The organism is Alistipes montrealensis, assembly GCF_018362775.1.
Taxonomy (GTDB): domain Bacteria; phylum Bacteroidota; class Bacteroidia; order Bacteroidales; family Rikenellaceae; genus Alistipes; species Alistipes montrealensis.
In genome coordinates, this window is sequence record NZ_JAGYXY010000001.1 from 821,800 (window position 1) to 839,650 (window position 17,851).

At 59.7% G+C, this 17,851-nt stretch carries 12 protein-coding genes; 9 read left to right on the plus strand and 3 right to left on the minus strand.

Translation table 11 applies throughout. The annotated features are described in order from the left end of the window. Positions 1-4: 4 nt before the first annotated feature. The 9 genes from KG007_RS03165 (at position 5) to KG007_RS03205 (ending at position 12,961) form a co-directional block, all read left to right on the plus strand. Positions 5-3,715: a BACON domain-containing protein gene (locus tag KG007_RS03165; RefSeq protein WP_213347318.1), complete on the plus strand. Its 3,711-nt coding sequence runs from the start codon at positions 5-7 to the stop codon at positions 3,713-3,715. Between the two features lie 61 nt (positions 3,716-3,776). After that, complete coding sequence (locus KG007_RS03170) at positions 3,777-4,565, plus strand: S1/P1 nuclease (protein WP_195458560.1); 789 nt, start codon at positions 3,777-3,779, stop codon at positions 4,563-4,565. Positions 4,566-4,705: 140 nt separating this feature from the next. Then, entirely contained in the window at positions 4,706-5,179 is a 474-nt protein-coding gene (gene rlmH, locus KG007_RS03175) for a 23S rRNA (pseudouridine(1915)-N(3))-methyltransferase RlmH (protein WP_195458561.1), read from the plus strand. A 3-nt stretch (positions 5,180-5,182) separates the two neighbouring features. Further along, on the plus strand, positions 5,183-5,758 hold the full coding sequence (locus tag KG007_RS03180) for a helix-turn-helix transcriptional regulator (RefSeq protein WP_213347319.1): 576 nt from the start codon (positions 5,183-5,185) through the stop codon (positions 5,756-5,758). 76 nt (positions 5,759-5,834) lie between these two features. Beyond that, on the plus strand, positions 5,835-8,156 hold the full coding sequence (locus KG007_RS03185) for a TonB-dependent receptor (RefSeq protein ID WP_213347320.1): 2,322 nt from the start codon (positions 5,835-5,837) through the stop codon (positions 8,154-8,156). Positions 8,157-8,168: 12 nt separating this feature from the next. Continuing rightward, the gene (locus KG007_RS03190; protein WP_195458564.1) at positions 8,169-8,648 is read left to right on the plus strand and encodes a hypothetical protein; all 480 of its coding nucleotides are present in this window, start codon (positions 8,169-8,171) and stop codon (positions 8,646-8,648) included. A 9-nt stretch (positions 8,649-8,657) separates the two neighbouring features. After that, entirely contained in the window at positions 8,658-9,512 is an 855-nt protein-coding gene (gene nadC, locus KG007_RS03195; protein WP_195458565.1) for a carboxylating nicotinate-nucleotide diphosphorylase, read from the plus strand. Positions 9,513-9,627: 115 nt separating this feature from the next. Further along, the gene (locus KG007_RS03200) at positions 9,628-11,580 is read left to right on the plus strand and encodes an LTA synthase family protein (protein ID WP_213347321.1); all 1,953 of its coding nucleotides are present in this window, start codon (positions 9,628-9,630) and stop codon (positions 11,578-11,580) included. Continuing rightward, positions 11,573-12,961 carry a GNAT family N-acetyltransferase gene (locus KG007_RS03205; RefSeq protein ID WP_213347322.1) on the plus strand — a complete coding sequence of 463 codons (1,389 nt, stop codon included), beginning with the start codon at positions 11,573-11,575 and terminating at the stop codon, positions 12,959-12,961. Before KG007_RS03200 ends, KG007_RS03205 begins: the two co-directional genes overlap by 8 nt. A 51-nt stretch (positions 12,962-13,012) precedes the next feature. Here KG007_RS03205 and nagA read toward each other — a convergent pair whose 3' ends face one another. Genes nagA through purD form a run of 3 tightly spaced genes read right to left on the minus strand, consistent with a single transcriptional unit; the run spans position 13,013 to position 16,332 of the window. Beyond that, positions 13,013-14,179 carry an N-acetylglucosamine-6-phosphate deacetylase gene (gene nagA / locus KG007_RS03210; RefSeq protein WP_213347323.1) on the minus strand — a complete coding sequence of 389 codons (1,167 nt, stop codon included), beginning with the start codon at positions 14,177-14,179 and terminating at the stop codon, positions 13,013-13,015. Between the two features lie 43 nt (positions 14,180-14,222). Continuing rightward, positions 14,223-15,074 carry a bifunctional methylenetetrahydrofolate dehydrogenase/methenyltetrahydrofolate cyclohydrolase FolD gene (gene folD / locus KG007_RS03215; protein WP_195458569.1) on the minus strand — a complete coding sequence of 284 codons (852 nt, stop codon included), beginning with the start codon at positions 15,072-15,074 and terminating at the stop codon, positions 14,223-14,225. Positions 15,075-15,084: 10 nt separating this feature from the next. Continuing rightward, entirely contained in the window at positions 15,085-16,332 is a 1,248-nt protein-coding gene (purD, locus tag KG007_RS03220; protein ID WP_195458570.1) for a phosphoribosylamine--glycine ligase, read from the minus strand. Positions 16,333-17,851 lie beyond the last annotated feature (1,519 nt).

Sequence of the window (17,851 nt, forward strand, 5' to 3'; positions counted from 1 at the left end):
CGAAATGAAAAAACTACATATCCTGCTCTTCGGCGCGGCGCTGCTCTTCAGCAGTTGCACCCGGGAGCCAGAAATCACCGAACCGGCCCCGCCGCACGCCTCGTCGGGACTCGTCATCAAAGCCGCCTGCACCCCGGCGACCCGCACCGACATCAACGAGGGTAAAAGCACCTGGGAAGCCGGCGACCGCATTACGGTCGTCTACGACGGTGCGGCCTACGCCTACACGGCCGCCGAAACCGGCGTCACGACCACCTTCACCAGCGACGCAGGCATCGCCTCGTACGATGCGTCGAAACCGCTGACGGCCTACTACCCCGCCACAACCGCCGAAGGCATCGTCAGCGTGGAGGCCGGGCGCACGATCGCCTTCCAGGGCACGGAGCAGGCCAACACGGCCTGCGCACCGCTGGTCGGCACGCCGCTCGAAAACAATCTTTCGGAAGGGGCGCTGCACGTCTCATTCCGCAACATCTTCTCGGTCATCGAACTGCGCATCGACGCCGGCGACCTGGAAAGCCCGGCACGGTCGATTACGGTGGAACCCGCCTCGGAGGAGGGATTCGAAGGTTACCTGACTTTCACCGGCACGGTCGACCCCGCAACGCTCGCCCTCACCCCGGCCCCCGACGGAACCGGCACGAAACTGACGCTGGATTTTCCCGAGGGAGCCGACCTGACCCGTCCTCAGACGATCAAATTCCCCGTCGGGCGTTTCACCTCGCCGGCGGGCCTGAAACTGACGCTTTCGACAGCCGACGGCAAAAGCTACACGAAGAACGTCTACAAATCGGGCGTACGCACCTATAACGAAACCGACGGCACGTTCGCAGCCCGCCACCTGGCCAAGGCGCTTTACGCCTTCGCGCCTCCGGGAGGCATCTGGACGGCTGACGACCTCGTCGAATTCGCCGCAGCGGTCAACGCAGGCGAAACCCTCGCCCCGTGGCAGAACGACGAAGGCGTCGTGGTGCTGCTCGACGATATCGACATGACAGGCACGACGGCATGGACCCCGATCGGCGATGCGACCTTCGCACTGGCGAGCAACGCCATCTCGATCAGTTCGGGACGCCCCTTCACGGGCTTTTTCGACGGACAGGACCATGCGATCTGCAACTTCAAAATGGTGTGCGACAACGCCACGGCCAACCGTGCGTGGGGGCTGTTCGGCGCACTGGGTCCCGGAGCCGTCGTCGAGAACCTGATCTTCGACGCCTCCTGCTCGCTGGAGGTCAAGGCTTCGAAGGGTACGGACTGCGGCATCCTGGCCGGACTGGTCTACGACGCTACCGTGCGCAACGTCACCAATAACGCCCCGATGTCGTTCGACGGCTCGGCAGGCAACGTCCGCATGACGATGGGCATGGTGGGCCTCGCCTTTGCCAACGAAGGGGTCAGGATCGACCGTCTGGTCAACGAGGCCGACCTCACGGGCGAAAGCGGCGGCAACACCGGCAACGGCGCAACGGGCGTGCAGATCGGCGGCATCTGCGGATTCAGCACCAACCACGCCAGTTCGGCAAATCCCGTGGTCTTCACCGACTGCGTCAACCGCGGCAACCTCTCGACCAAAGCGGCCCGCGCCTCGGGAATCGTCGCCGCGGCCAACCGCTACACCCACCTCACGGCGTGCACCAACTACGGACATAATGTCAACGCATTCGCCACATCGGGCAATGCACGTATCGGCAACATCACCTGCATCACGGGGACCGGCGCCAAGTTCACCAAGGTCGTGAACCACGGCGACGTGATCTGCCAAACGAACGGCGCGGCAGGGAGTATCGTCTGCCTCGTGAACCACGACGACAACGAGTTCGTCGGATGCGAAAACTACGGCCGCGTCATCTCCGACCGCGACAACAACAACTACAAGGGAACCTTCTTCGGGCAGTGCAACAAGGCCGCCCTGTTCCGCAACTGCATCGCGCAGGGAGACGTGGGCACGTACAACAACGGCAGCTACGTCATGGCAGGCGTCAATGCCGACAACTACATGGATTACCTCGGTGCGCACAGCGCAGCGGCGGTCAATGTCACGCGGGAGAACATCCTCTACTACCCCGCCGGATCGAACACTCCCGCCGAAGCGACTTTCAGTGCAGCCCCGGGATCGGTCGAACTCAACGCCATGGGGACCAACGCCGCCGTGGTGAGTCTCTCGGCCGCCGACTACGACTGGACCGTGAGCACGGGCGGCGACACGTGGGTAAAGGTCACCGACCTGAACGACATGCCCCTCGCGTCCGGCACGAAAAGCCCCTACGTACAGCAAATCCGCATCTCGGCCGACGTGAATCCGCAGACCGAACCGCGGCCCGCAACGGTCACCTTCACCTCCACGGACCAGACGCAGACGGCAACCGTCTCCGTCACACAGGAGGGTGCAGGTCCGGCCTTCCCCGGCCAATGGGTGCTTTCGGCCTCGACCGTCGGGCAGTACAACACCGCATGGACCTCGTCCAACATGCTCCCGGCGACCTCGGGCAGTTCGGCCTATATCTCCGTCGTACGCGGCGAAGCCAACGCCGGACGCGAGTTCACCCGCACGGTCAGCTCTTACAAACCCACCGTTTCGACGATGGTCGAGGGCGATTACTGGCTCTACACGATGCCCGTAAAGCAGTTGCCGGCAGGCACGGCGATCGAGTTCAACGCCACGATGGCGGGCGAGGCCAATTCGCCGAAATACTTCATCGTGGAGTACCTCGACGGAGGCACGTGGAAGAGCGTCGAAGAGGACCTGCTCACCGCCCCCGAAGACCCCTCGATCCGCTACACCTACAAATGCTCGGGCGTCAGCTCCGGAACCAACTACCAGCACGCCAATGTCATGCAGACGATCCGCTTTACGCAGCCCGTCACCGGAGCCGTACAGATCCGCTGCCGCGCGGTGGGACGTTACACCTGTACCGGCGGGGCGCAGAACATCGCGGCGGGCAACTCGGCGAGCCTGCTGCCGCCCTACGGATTCACGGCCTCCTACGTGCAGAACCTCGGTACGGCAGTCCCGGGAGACACGAAAAAGGTGTTATGCCTGGGCAACTCGTTCTCCTATTACAGCAATCCGGTCTGGATGCTCAAGGAGATCGCCTGGAACGAAGGCCATTACCTCAACATCAAGGGCCATTTCAAAGGTTCGCAGAATTTCGGCCAGCAACTGGGGCTTTCGTTCTCGACGGACGCCATCGACATCGGAGACTACGATTACGCCTTCATCCAGGACCAGAGCCAGAACCCCGCGACCTACGGACGCGACGGCACGGCCTCGATAGCGGCCAACTGTACAGCGCTGGCCGACCGGATCCGCGCAAAATCGGCGTCGTGCAAAGTGATCCTCGAACAGACCTGGACCTTCTCGGCCAGCAGTTACGGCGGGTTCACCGACTTCCAAACCTTCGAGAACTACAACGCCGCAGGAGCACGCGCCATGGCCCAGGCCGCCGGGACGTGGCTTTCGCCGATCGGCGTGGCGTTCAGGACCGTACGCGAAGGAACGTCGGGCATCAACCTCTACTACACCGACAACAAGCACCAGTCGGCCTACGGCGCCTACCTGAAGGCCTGCGTCAACTACCTCGTACTCTACGGCACGGCGTTCGGCAACGCGCCCGCGGACTGCGGCATCGAGCCGTCGAAAGCCGCCTACCTCCGCCAGGTCGCCGAACAGGTCGTACTGGGCCACGAAAACGAATATTTGATCCAGCGGTAAAGGAATTATTTCGTACCTTCGCATACGCAAACCGCACGATCAACCCGAAAAAACACATACCATGAAAAAACTGCTGTTACTGCTGCTCTTCGCCGGCATCCTCAACACGGGGAGCGTCTTCGGATGGGGACGCGAAGGGCACGAGACGATCGCCAAGATCGCCGAGCGCAACCTGACGAAAAAGGCCAAGAAACGCATCGAGAAGTATCTCGGAGGTCACTCGATCGTCTACTTCGCCAAATGGATGGACGAGTACCGCCACACGCCCGAGTACAAGTTCACCAACAACTGGCACACGGCGCCGGTCGACGCCTCCCTGCGCTACGAGGATTCGATGCTCACGAAGGGCGGCAACGCCATCTACGGACTGGAACTGGCCATCGAGAACCTCAAAAACTACCGCAACCTCACCGACTCGGCCGTGGAGGTCAACCTCAAGTACGTCATCCACCTGGTAGGCGACATGCACTGCCCGGCACACATCAAGTACACGACGCACAACATGAAATACGACGTGATGTTCGAAGACAAGTACCACAAGCCCCACAAATTCTACGTCCACAGCGTTTGGGACAACGAGATCATCACCACGGCGCGCATCTGGTCGGTCAGCGAATGGGCCGACGAATTGGACCGCCTCCCCAAGGCCGAAAAACAGGCCATTGCCGCGGGTACGCCCCGCGACTGGCTCCACGAGAGCGCCGTCGGATGCGAAGTGCAGTTCGAGTGGGCAAAGCCCGACCAGCAACTGGGACAGGACTTCCTGAACAAGGCCGTTCCGCTGGTCGAGCGCCAGATTCGCAATGCCGGATACCGTCTGGCCCGTGTGCTGAACTGTCTATTCGGATAAAAACTCCGGCTTCCGGACCCCGATGCCGCGCCACAGAGCGCGGCATCGCTGTTTCGGGGCGGGAAAAACGATTTGCCCGAACCGAATAAAAAGGCTATCTTTGCGACGGCCTGCGTACGACGCACACACAGGCGGAACGAATGACCATAGAGCTGATCGTCATAGGAAAAACCGACTCGAAAGAGATCGCCGCGCTGGTGGAACTGTATGCCCGGCGCGTGAATTTCTATTGCCGGTTTGCGGTCACTACCCTGCCCGACGTGCGCAACACCAAAAGCATGACCGTCAAACAGCAGCGCACGGCCGAGGGCGAAGCCATCCTGCGCCAGCTTACCGACGGCGACTACGTGACGCTGCTCGACGAGCGGGGCGAGGAGTACCGCTCGGTGGAGTTTGCGCTCTGGCTCCAAAAGCGCCTCAACAGCGGCGTGAAACGCCTCGTGCTGGTTATCGGCGGCCCTTACGGTTTCTCGGACGAGGTTTACAGGCGTGCCGACAGCAAACTGTCGCTCTCGCGCATGACCTTCTCGCACCAGATCGTGCGGGCCATTTTCGCCGAGCAGATTTACCGGGCCTTCACCATCCTCAACAACGAACCCTACCACCACGAATAGCCGATGGAACAGCGCCCCGCCATAGCCGTCCTGACCTCCAACATCCTCGTAGGCGTGGGGCTGCGCGCCATCCTCGAGAAAGCGGCCCCGGCGGCCGACGTGGAGTTGTTCGGCGATTTCCGCGATTTCACAGAGGCCAATCCGGAGCGGTTCTTCCACTATTTCGTCACGGCGCAGTTTTTCGCGGCGCACAACGCCTTTTTCCGCGCCCGGAACCACAAAACCATCGTACTCACCAACGGACAGTCGCCCGCCGGAATGCACAGCATCGACGTGCAGGCCGACGAAGAGCGTTTCGTACGCTCGCTCATGCAGTTGCAGCACAGCGTCCGCCGTCCGGAGCACGCCCTGCCCGCACAGCCGCAGGCGGCACAACCGCTCACGGAGCGCGAAACGGAGGTGCTGGCGCTCATCGCCGGCGGGCTGATCAACAAACAGATCGCCGGCCGGCTCGGCATCGGGCTGACGACAGTCATCTCCCACCGCCGCAACATCATGGAGAAACTCGGCATCCGCACGGCCGCCGGGCTGGTGGTCTACGCTCTCGCGGCGGGTTACGTCGATCCCGACGGGATGTGACGCATCCTCATAAATAAGGATTGCACCGACCGAAATAAAACCGTTACTTTGTACTTTCGATAACCGCACCCGACAAATGCACTATAAATCGCTCGCCATACCCCTGCTGCTGCTGGCCTCCGCCGCCACAGCCCGTACTGCGGGCGGTAACGGCCCGGCCCCGGACACGGAGGCGGCCGACACGGTGATCGTGGTGGACAAAGTGCAGGTGACGGCCATCAAGCAGGGCCTCGTACTGCGCTCACAGCCCGTCGCAGCGTCGATCATCGGCAGCCGCGCCATCGAGCGCAGCGGCATCGGCGCGGTCAAGAACCTTTCGCAGACGGTTCCCAACTTCCACGCCCCGGACTACGGTTCGCGCATGACCTCGTCGATCTACGTGCGCGGACTCGGGGCGCGCATCGACCAGCCGGTCATCGGGCTCAACATCGACAACGTTCCCGTGCTGAACAAGGATAATTTCGACACGGAACTGGCCGATGCCGAGCGCATCGAAGTATTGCGCGGCCCCCAGTCGACGCTCTATGGACGCAACACGATGGGCGGCGTGGTCAATGTCTACACCCGCTCGCCGCTCACCTACGAAGGCGTGCGGCTCACGGCCGAATACGGCAGCGGGGATTCCTACCGTTTCCGCGCCTCGTCCTATTACAAACTCGCTCCCGACCTGGGCATGGCCGTGACGGGCTATTATACCCACACGGGCGGCTTCTTCGACAACGACTACACGGGCGAAAAATGCGACTGGGAACGCCTCGGCGGCGGACGCTGGAAAATCCAGTGGCGCAACAGAAAGGGACTTCGCATCGACAACACCCTCTCGTTCTCGGTGCTCAACCAGGGCGGCTATCCCTATGCCTACGTCGGCGAAGAGATCGTACGCGACGGCAAAACCGTTATCCGCCACGGCCAGATCAGCTACAACGACCCCAGTTCATACCGTCGCACGAACATCAGCGACGGCCTCACGGTGCGCTACGACGCCGAAAAATACTCCATTTCGTCGATCACCTCGTACCAGTACTCCGACGACGAGATGCTCCTCGACCAGGACTTCACCCCCGACTCCTATTTCACCCTCCGGCAGGCACGGCGCGAACACGCCGTCACCGAAGACCTCGTTTTCCGCTCGCGGGACGGACGGCGCTACGGCTGGCTGTTCGGAGCCTTCGGGTTTTACCGCCACGGGACGATGGACGCCCCGGTCAACTTCAAACAGACGGGCATCGACGAACTGATCCTCAAGAACGCAAACGAGAACGACAAAACCTACCGCTACGCCTGGGGCCGGGCCGACGGAACAGGCAGCGGGGAGTTGTTCCTGGGCAGTGATTTCCGCATGCCCTCGGCCGGGGGAGCCCTCTACCACGAGTCGAACTACACGGCCGGACGCTGGCGGTTCACCGCCGGACTGCGTTTCGACTTCGAACACGCCCGCCTCAGCTACCGCAACTACACGAGCACCTGCTACACGAAGACCCTTATCAAGGACGGGACCGTCTACGAACGGCCGGTAGAGATCGACAACCGGCGCACGCTGAAACAGAATTTCTCGGAGTTCCTGCCCAAATTCTCCGTCATGTACGCCTTCGACGAGATACGCAACCTCTATATTACGGTAGCCAAGGGGTATAAATCGGGCGGATTCAACACTCAGATATTCTCCGACGTGTTGCAGCAGGAGCTGATGAACCAAATGGGCATCGGCGAGGTCTACGATGTCCGCAACGGCGTAACCTACAAACCCGAATACAGTTGGAACTACGAGGCGGGCGGACACTTCTCCTGCATGGACGGCGCCGTAAGGGGCGATTTCGCGGTATTCTACATCGACGTGCGCGACCAGCAGCTCACGGTCTTTCCCCCGGGACAGACCACGGGCCGCATGATGACCAATGCGGGCCGCACGCGCAGTCTCGGAGTCGAAGCGGCCTTACAGGTCTCGCCGTGGCGGACGCTCGACATCAACGCGGCATACGGTTACACCGACGCCCGGTTCGTCCGCTACGAAACCACCGTGAAGAACGACACAGGCGATCCCGTGCGCGTCAGCTACAAGGACAACCGCATCCCCTACGCCCCGCAGCACACCTTCTCGGCCGGTGCGGCATGGACTGTGCCCACGGGCGTTAAATGGCTCGGCGACCTGGTCCTGCAGGCCGGAGTCAGTTGCGCAGGACGTATCTGGTGGAACGAGGAGAACTCCCTCTCGCAGCCGTTCTACGCCCTTGCGAACGCCTCCGTTAGGTTCGAACACAAAAACTATTCGCTCGACATCTGGGGCCGCAACCTCGGGGGAACGAACTACGACGTATTCTATTTCAAGTCGATCGGCAACGAGTTTGTCCAGCGCGGACGGCCCCGCACGTTCGGCATCACCCTGAATATAAACATCTAACAATACAAACGCATGAAAAAATTCCTCTTCCTGCTGTTGGCCGCCGCCGTTTTCACGGCCTGCGATAACGACGACGACAACTTCACGCCCGACACCGGGTCGTACGACTGCCTGCTGGTGGTAACCGACGCCTCGACGGGCGACGAGACCAACCGGGCGTCGAACGTCGTATGCAGCCTCGACGAGCAGTCTGACAAAAGCGTCTCGCTGACGATGAAAGACGTGAAATTCACCGACAATCCGCGCGAACCGGTGAAAACCATCGTCTTCCCGAAACTCGCCTGCCGCAACGACGGCGGAACGACCTACTTCGAACATGCAGGAACAATCGTTCCCGAGATCGGCGGCGCCCCCTACGAGGACTACGTGATCTCGAACTTCGAATGCCGGCTGACCAACAACGCCTCGACGTTCTACCTGACGTTCACCTGCGTCAATGCAACCTACCGACTGAATCATACCGCCGCTTTCAACGGCACAATCATTCAATAAATCAACGTTATGAAACCCGAATACAAACCTTTCGTAGATGAATTGATCGAACTCTGCATCAAAGAGGACATCGGTGACGGCGACCACACGTCGCTCTCGTGCATCCCTGCCGGAGAACACGGGCGCATGCGCCTGCTGTGCAAGCAGGAGGGCACGATCGCCGGCATCGAAATCGCACAACTCGTGTTGCAGCGTCTCGACCCGGAGATGAAATTCGAACAGATCCTCAGCGACGGCGACCGCGTGAAGCCCGGCGACGTGGCTTTCTACGTCTCGGGAAGCCTCCGGTCGCTGTTGCAGGCCGAACGCATCCTGCTGAACATCATGCAGCGCATGAGCGGCGTGGCGACCCAGACGGCCGTTTACGTCAAGCAGTTGGAAGGCCTCCACACCCGCGTCCTCGACACGCGCAAGACCACGCCCGGCATGCGCGTACTGGACAAGATGGCCGTGAAGATCGGCGGCGGCGAGAACCACCGCATGGGCCTGTTCGACATGATCCTGCTGAAGGATAACCACATCGACTTCGCAGGCGGCATCCGTCCGGCGATCACCGGCGTCAGAGAGTACCTCAAAGCCAAAGGCAAGAACCTCCCGATCGAATGCGAAGTCCGCTCGCTGGAAGACATCGACGAGGTGTTCGCGGCAGGCGGCGTCGACCGCATCATGTTCGACAACTTCACGCCCGAAATGACCCGCAAAGCGGTCGAGAAGGTCGCCGGACGCTGTGAAACCGAATCGAGCGGCGGCATCACGCTGGAGACGATGCGCGACTACGCCCAGTGCGGCGTCGACTTCATCTCGGTAGGCGCACTGACGCATCAGATCAAGTCGCTCGACATGTCGCTGAAAGCCTGCGAATAAAGTAGAGTCGCACCCCGAACCAGGCCCCTCCCTCGGGAGGGGTTTGGGGTGGGATCAGGCCAGCGAACGCAGCCACAGGCCGCCACAACGACCTGCCCCGTTAAACAGACGCTCCATGAAACGAACACCGGTTCAAATAACAGCTCCCCTATCACGCCTGCTCCATACGCCCTTGGCACTGCTCGTGTGGCGCATCGTACTGCTTTATGCGGTGCTGATGCTCTGCCGTGCGGCGTTTTACATCTACAATGCCGCCGAACTCGGGCCCCTGGCCTGGAGCGAACTGGGGCAACTCCTGGCCGGATCGCTGAAATTCGACACCGCGTCGGTCGTCTACGCCGACGGTGTGTTCATCCTGCTGTCACTCATGCCCCTGCACCTGCGCGAACGGCGCTGGTACAGGGCAATGCTCTTCTGGTACTATGTAGTGGTCAACTCCCTGCTGGTCACGGCGACGAACCTTGCCGACACGGTCTATTTCCGCTACACGCAGAAGCGTTTCACGGCCGACGAAATCTTCTTCGCCGACAACGACAATTCGGCGCAGTTGGTCGGGAAGTTCATGGCCGAGAACTGGTATCTCGTGCTCCTGTGGATCGCCCTCACAGCCCTGCTGGCATGGGGCTACCGTCGTAAAGTCCGCGAAGAGAGCCTCTTCAGCCGCGGCTGGGCCTACTACGCCGGCGGCACGGTCGTTTTCGCACTGGCCGCCGCCCTGAGCATCGCCGGGATGCGCGGCGGTATGACCCGCATGACCCGTCCGATCACCCTTTCCAACGCCACGCTCTACACTGCCGACAGCGGCAAGGCCAACCTCATCCTGAGCAACCCGTTCTGCATTCTGCGCACTGTGGGAAGCGCGGGGAGCGTCAAATACAAAAAATATTTCCCCCCGGAGGAATTGCCGCAGCACTTTACGCCCGTGCACCAGCCTGCCGACAGCGCGGCTGTCGACCTCTCGGGCCGCAACGTGATGGTCTTCATCATGGAGAGCATGTCGGCCGAACACTCGGCCTATCTCTGCCCGGAAGTCTATGCCGACCGCGCGGTGAAAGGCTTCACGCCGTTTCTCGATTCGCTGATGCAGAACGGACTGGTGTTCAAGCAAATGTATGCAAACGGCACACGCTCGATCCAGGCCATGCCTTCGGTGCTGGGAAGCATCCCGTCGTTCCGCACCCCTTTCGTGCTGATGCCGCAGTCGTTGGGCGAAAGCCGTCAACTGCCTGCGATGCTTGCGGACAAAGGCTATTCGACGGCCTTCTTCTGCGGCTCGGAACGCGGTTCGATGGGCTTCGGAGCCTATGCCCGTTCGGCGGGCGTCGAGCGGCTCGTGAGCCGCGAGGACTACGAGGCCAGGCACGGCACAGGCGATTTCGACGGCTACTGGGGTATCTGGGACGAAGAGTTCCTGCAATTCACCGGGGAAGAGCTGGCGGAAACCCCCGAACCGTTCTTCGCAGCGCTGTTCACCCTCTCGTCGCACCATCCGTTCGTCGTGCCCGAAAAATACGCCTCGACGCTGCCCGACGGCTACACCCGAATCCACAAAGGGGTGGCCTACGACGACCAGGCGTTCCGCCTCTTCTTCGAGCGCTTCGGCGGCGAAGAGTGGTTCCGCCGCACGGTTTTCGTCTTCGTGGCCGACCACGTATCGAGCGAGAAGTTCGCCGAAGAGACGCGCTCCTACCCCGGCAACATGCACATCATCGGTTTCATCTACACCCCCGACGGAGCCCTCCGGGGAGAAGTCGAGGAGGTCACGCAGCAACTCGACATCATGCCCACCGTACTGGGTCTCACGGGCAACCGCAAGCCCTATTTCGCCTTCGGCCGCGACGTATTGAACGAGCCGGAGCGCCCCCGGTGGTCGGTGTCGTACGACGGACAGTTCCGCGCCCTCACGGGGGATGCGGTCCTGCGTTTCGACGACGCGGGCAGCACCGTCGCACCGCGTCATGCCGGAAATCCCGCGCCCGCGGAAGCGTCGCAAATCTCCGATTTCCAGGCCCTTGTCCAGCAGTATTACACCCATATCGAACGCAAGAGTTACACCCCCAATGATTGAATTCAAACCCGTGCGCCTCGAAGACCGGGCGGTCATCGAGCGCTATACCATGCCTTCGGGCATCTGTAACTGCGACCTCGCCTTTGCCAACATGTACTGCTGGCAGGCCGTGTTCCACAGCGCGTGGGCCGAGATCGGCGGATTCCTCGTGATCCGCTTCCAGATCGACGGCGGCGAGCGTATCGGCTACATGCAGCCTGTCGGCGAGGGCAATTTCGGCCCGATCATCCCCGTCCTGCGCGAGGATGCCCATGCCCACGGGCAGCGGCTGCGTATCATCGGCCTGACGGACGAAGGGCGCGACACGATCCGCCGGGTCCACCCCTGCCACTTCGCATTCGAGTCGGACCGCGCGCTGGAAGACTATGTCTACAACGCCGACGACCTGCGCAACCTCACCGGGCGCCGTTACCAGCCCAAACGCAACCACATCAACCGCTTCACGGCCGAATACCCCGACTACCGCTACGAAGAGCTCACACCCGAACGTTTCGGGGAGTGCATGGCCCTCGAACGCGAGTGGCGCAGGGGCCACGACGGCCACACGTCGGAGTTGTGCGCCGAACAGCGCGCCATGCAGCGGGCCTTCGAGCATTTCGACGAACTGGGCCTGATCGGCGGATGTATCTACGTCGGCGACCGGCTTGCGGCCTTCACCTACGGTTCGGCTGTCAACGACCATACTTTCGACACCCATGTCGAAAAAGCCGACACGGAGTTCGACGGCGCCTTCACGATCATCAACAAACTCTTCGCCCAGCATCTTCCCGAGCGTTTCACGCTGATCAACCGCGAAGAGGACCTCGGGCTGGACGGACTGCGGCAGGCCAAACTCTCCTACCACCCCGCTTTCCTGCAGCACAAATTCGCGGCAATCTGCATGCACCCCGACGAAATCGCCTGCAAGGAGTTGTGGACGAAGGCTTTCGGCGATGACGAACAGTTTGCCGATTCGTTCATCATGCGCTACTATTCGCGCAATAGGATGCTGACGGCCGAGGTCGAAGGACACATGGCGGCGATGCTCCACCTCCTGCCGTTCCAGACGGAACTGGGCCGCACGACCTATATTTACGGCGTAGCGACGGACCCCGCATTCCAGGGCCGCGGGCTGGCCTCGCAACTGATGCGCGAGGCAATGGAACGGATCGCGGAGCAAGGCGACGACGCGGCGCTGCTGATCCCGACGCCCGGCAAGGAGTGGCTGCGGGATTTCTACGGCCGATTCGGATTCGAAGGCGACATTCCGGCGGAGTTCGTCTCCCCGGACCGCTTCGATTTCGGTACGGGCGACACGGCGACCGACCGGGCAATGGTCTGGCGGCGAAACCCGGAAGGACTGCTGCCGGAAAAACTGACTGCCGTCTACGACAAACAATAACACAAAAGAGCCGGACTTTTCAGAAAGTCCGGCTCTTTTCACGACCGCACATCACTTCACCCGGCGGCCTCCGACGAAAACAGCCCTGACGGTTATGTCGTCGTCGAAAAGGATGACATCCGCATCCTTCCCCGCTTCGAGCGTTCCTTTCCGGTCCGAAATGCCCATGATACGAGCCGGGGTTTCGGAGGCCATGCGCACGGCATCCTCCAGCGGAACACCCGCCTCCCGAACCATCGTCCGGATCAGCCGGTCGGCCGTGGCAATGCTTCCCGCCAGCGCGCTCCGGTCCGCCAATTTGCACACCCCATCCTCGACGATCACCCGCGGATCGAAAGGTTTCCCGCCCTCGGGCATCGCTCCCGCAGCCATCGAATCGGTCACCAGCGCAATCCGTTCCGCACCCTTGAATTTGTAGGCCATACGCAGCAAGGCCGGAGGAACATGGATTCCGTCGGCAATCACCTCCACGGTCATTTCGTCCGTCAGATAGATGCCTTCGACCGTCCCTTCGCGTTTGTATTCGCCCTCACGGTGAACCCCGGTCATGGCGTTGTAGAAATGCGTGGCATGTGTAAATCCCGCCGCGCAGGCGGCTTTCACCTCCCCATAATCCGCCGTCGTATGGGCCAGCGCGACCAGCACGCCCCGCGAAACGGCACAGCGGGCGAAATCGTGCGCCCCGGGGAGTTCGGAAGCAGCACTCCAGCGTTTGATGCACGGCGCGGCGTCCAACATGGCTTCATATTCGGCCGGATCGGGATTCGAAATATATTCCGGTGGCTGTCCGCCCTTCATCGCCGGATTCAGGTAATTGCCTTCGAGGTGAAGCCCCAGCACCGCAGCCCCGTTGCCGGGATGCCGCTGCACCTGCCCGCAGGCGCGCACCGCCCGGCGGAATGTATCGGGCGAAAAGACCGCCAAGGTGGCATACAGCGCCGTCGTTCCATATTGGGCATGCGCCTCAGCCACCGTCCGGAACGCTTCGGGCGTAGCCTCCAGAAAGTCGGCCCCGCCACCGCCGTGCACGTGCAGATCGATGCAGCCCGGTGCAACGCAGAGCCCCTGCGCATCGACAGGTTCGGTCCCTGCGGCAACGCCGCCGTCAGGGCATACCGCGGCAATACGTCCTGCACGGATCACCAGCGAAGCCCCCGCAAGCCAGCCCGCAGGGGTCAGCACGCGGCCGTTTACAATCGTATATGCGTTATCATCCATGCCGTTACGAATAAAAAACCGGGACTGTCGCCCCGGTTATCCTTTATCGGCGCATCCGCCGGAGAAAACATTCGATCGTATTCTCCATCAGGCAGCAGATCGTCATCGGCCCGACGCCTCCCGGAACCGGGGTGATGACCGAGGCTTTGGGTTCGATGGCGGCAAAATCGACATCGCCGCACAGTTTGCCCGTCTCCGGATCGCGGTTGACACCCACGTCGATCACCACGGCGCCGTCCGACACCATGTCCGCCGTGACGAACTTCGGCCGACCGATAGCCACCACCAGAATCTCCGCCCCGCGCGTCACCTCGCCGAGGTTGCGCGTACGGCTGTGGGCCATCGTCACCGTGGCGTTCGCATCGAGCAGCAGTTTCGACACGGGAAGTCCTACGATGTTGCTCCGGCCGATCACCACGGCGCGCTTGCCTGCGATCTCCACGCCTGCCGCCCGCAGCATCTTGAGGATACCCTTCGGCGTACAGGGGAGCGTGCAGGGTTGCTTCTGCCACAACGCAGCGACGTTCAGGGGATGAAAACCGTCGACATCCTTCGACTTGTCGATGGCTGCGATCACCTTGTCCTCGTCGATATGCTTCGGCAGGGGCAACTGTACCAGGATGCCGTCGACATCGTCGTCGAGGTTCAGCGCGGCGATGATGTCCAGCAATTCGGACTCGGCGATCGACTCCGGCTTGCGGATCGTCGTATTCCGGATACCCACCTCGGCCGAAGCCTTGGCTTTGCCGGTCACATAGCTCACGCTGCCGGGATCTTCGCCCACGAGGATTACCACCAGGTGCGGCACACGGCCGTATTTACCTTCGAATGTGGCCACTTCGGCCGCCATTTCGAGTTTTAGTTTCGCTGAAAGTTCTTTTCCGCTGATTACCATAGATTTCGTTTTACTTTTTCAATGCCCAATGTCCGATGTCCGTGCGGTGGAACAGGTTGTCGCAGTCGATGCGCGCAACGTCGGCCAACGCATTTTCCCGCGCCTCGGCCAGGTCGCGCCCCTTGCCCACCACGAACAGCACGCGGCCTCCGGCAGTCAGCACACGGTCGCCGTCGGCCTTGGTTCCCATGTGATAAACAGCGCCTTCGGTCCGGTCGAGCCCTTTGATCTCGTGTCCTTTTTCATAATCGCCGGGATAGCCCTTCGAGGCAAGCACAATGCCCAGCGTGGCAAAATCGTGCCACTCCAACTGCGTATCGCGGCCCTCGGCAACGGCGCAGAAAATGTCGACGATGTCGCTCTTCAGGCGCGGCAGCACCACCTCGGTCTCGGGATCGCCGAAACGGGCGTTGAACTCGATGACTTCGATGCCCCGTGCAGTCTTCATCAGACCGCCGTACAACACCCCTTCGAAAGGACATCCTTCGGCTATCATCGCCTCGGCAACGGGCCGCATGACCTTCTCCATAGCATAGCGCTCGTCCTCCGCCGTAATGAAAGGCAGGGGCGAATAAGCGCCCATGCCGCCCGTATTGGGGCCTTCGTCGCCGTCGTAGGCACGCTTGTGGTCCTGTGCCAGCACCATCGGCCAGACGCGGCTGCCCGAAACGAAGCACATGAACGAAAACTCGGGGCCTTCGAGATAATCTTCGACGACGACCTTGCCTTCGCCGAACTTATCGTCGAGCAGCATATCTTTCAGGGCCTTTTCGGCTTCCTCCATCGTTTCGGCAATCACCACGCCTTTGCCGGCGGCCAGTCCGTCGTATTTGAGCACCGCAGGCAGGGGACGGCCCCCGACGTAGGCCAGCGCTTCGGCATAATCGGTGAACGCGCGGAATCCCGCCGTCGGAATATTGTATTTGGCCATCAGGCACTTGGCAAACTCCTTCGACGACTCGATGCGCGCCGCGGCTTTCGTGGGACCGAAAATCCGCAGTCCCGCGGTTTTGAAACAGTCGACGACTCCCGCCGCCAGCGCCACTTCGGGGCCTACGACCGTGAGGCCGATGCCGTTCTCCGCGGCAAAATCGCGCAGGCGCTCCACCTCGGTCTCCCGGACAGGCACACACTCGGCCTGCCGTGCGATACCCGCATTCCCGGGGGCACAGTAGATTTTTTCGACCTGCGGCGAGCGCGACAGGGCGTCGACAATAGCGTGTTCACGGCCGCCGCCGCCTATTACCAAAACTTTCATAAAAAAGTTTAATAAAATTCATTTTTATGTTCTTCTGATGTCAAAAGAACTCCAGGAGACAAAAGTACGAAAAAATAAGCACCTAACAAGGTTAGCAATGTTTTATATGCAACGTTTTAAATGATCTCGGAGGTGTCATATACATAAGAAAGTAGTATTAAACGGGGTTTCCATTTCTAAATCAGCGCCTCGTTTGGACTTGCTTCCCAATGCATAAACAACATGTTTTCAAATCATTATACAGTTACGCATCTTAACAAACGGCTTCGCCGAATTTAATTTTACAACCATCAAAAGCCAAACTTATGCACCGTATCACCATCAATGGAGCATTGCCCAATTCAGTGCGAAGATTTCCGCCCCATGTTCCATCTGAGAAGTCAAAGGAGGTCATGCTAAAGGCAAAAGTGTTGAAGCCAACCATATCAAGCTCCTTCTGGACCGCCTAGTGAATGTTGTGAAGATCGCTTTCAACGACGGCATTATGCCGCGCAATCTTTTTGCCTCGCATCGTTATAGCGCTACGATTCCGGAACAGGCATTTCTGACCGAAGAGGAGATTCGACAATTACAGACAGTAGCGTTACAGAAAATGAACCAGGATTTTGTTCTAACCTGCTTTTCTTGCTTTACTGGTATCAGTAATCGGGATATGCAATGTTTGAGTTGTGCACAGGTCAAACAGGACCATAAAAGCAATTAGTAGATCAACGGTAGCCGCTAAAAATAAAAGTACAGCATGTTGTCAAATATTGCCCGTGGCGTGGAATATCCAGAATAAGCGCCAAGATGTATCCGGCACGGACAAGACATTTCCGATGCTGACCTTGCGAACAATCAATCGAATATTAAAACAGATCGCAAAGCAATGTGACATCGATAAGCATCTCACGTTTCACCTCGCAAGGCACACATTCATTATAACCATTTCACAAATAAACGGCTACCGTTATTGCATTGAACAAAATATTTGGACATAAACACACATTACAGCCACTCAAATCTATGCAAAGATCATAGAAAGCATAATTAACAGTACCATTGACGCCGACAGTGAGAAAATTGCCGGGAAATACGGTGTAGAGCGATTCCTTATTTTGGAAGATTTCGGAGATCCAAGAAGCCGCAAGACATTAAATAAGGTCCTGAGTATTTTTAGTCTTTGTTGAATGCGGTTGATTTCGTCCTTGTCAAGTTCGAGATGTTGACGCAGTTATTCTCGACATACGAAATAAGCATCATATATTCACCGCCCCAAGCCGTCCGCCCTAAAACTAAATACATGAAAACCATTTATTTACAAGAAACCCGGATGCTCGACGGGATCGTTCATCGCTACAATCTTAAAATCAACGAGGAGCAGAATTTGCGCTTCGAGAGAATGTTATCAGAAGCGGGATTGGAGTATTATCACAATTAGTTTATAGCTAAATGATTTTTACAAAGAAAAATTCAGTAACAAAATCAAGAATTTATAGCCAGATTAAATAGCCCTGTTTCTTTGTAAGAAACCACATTT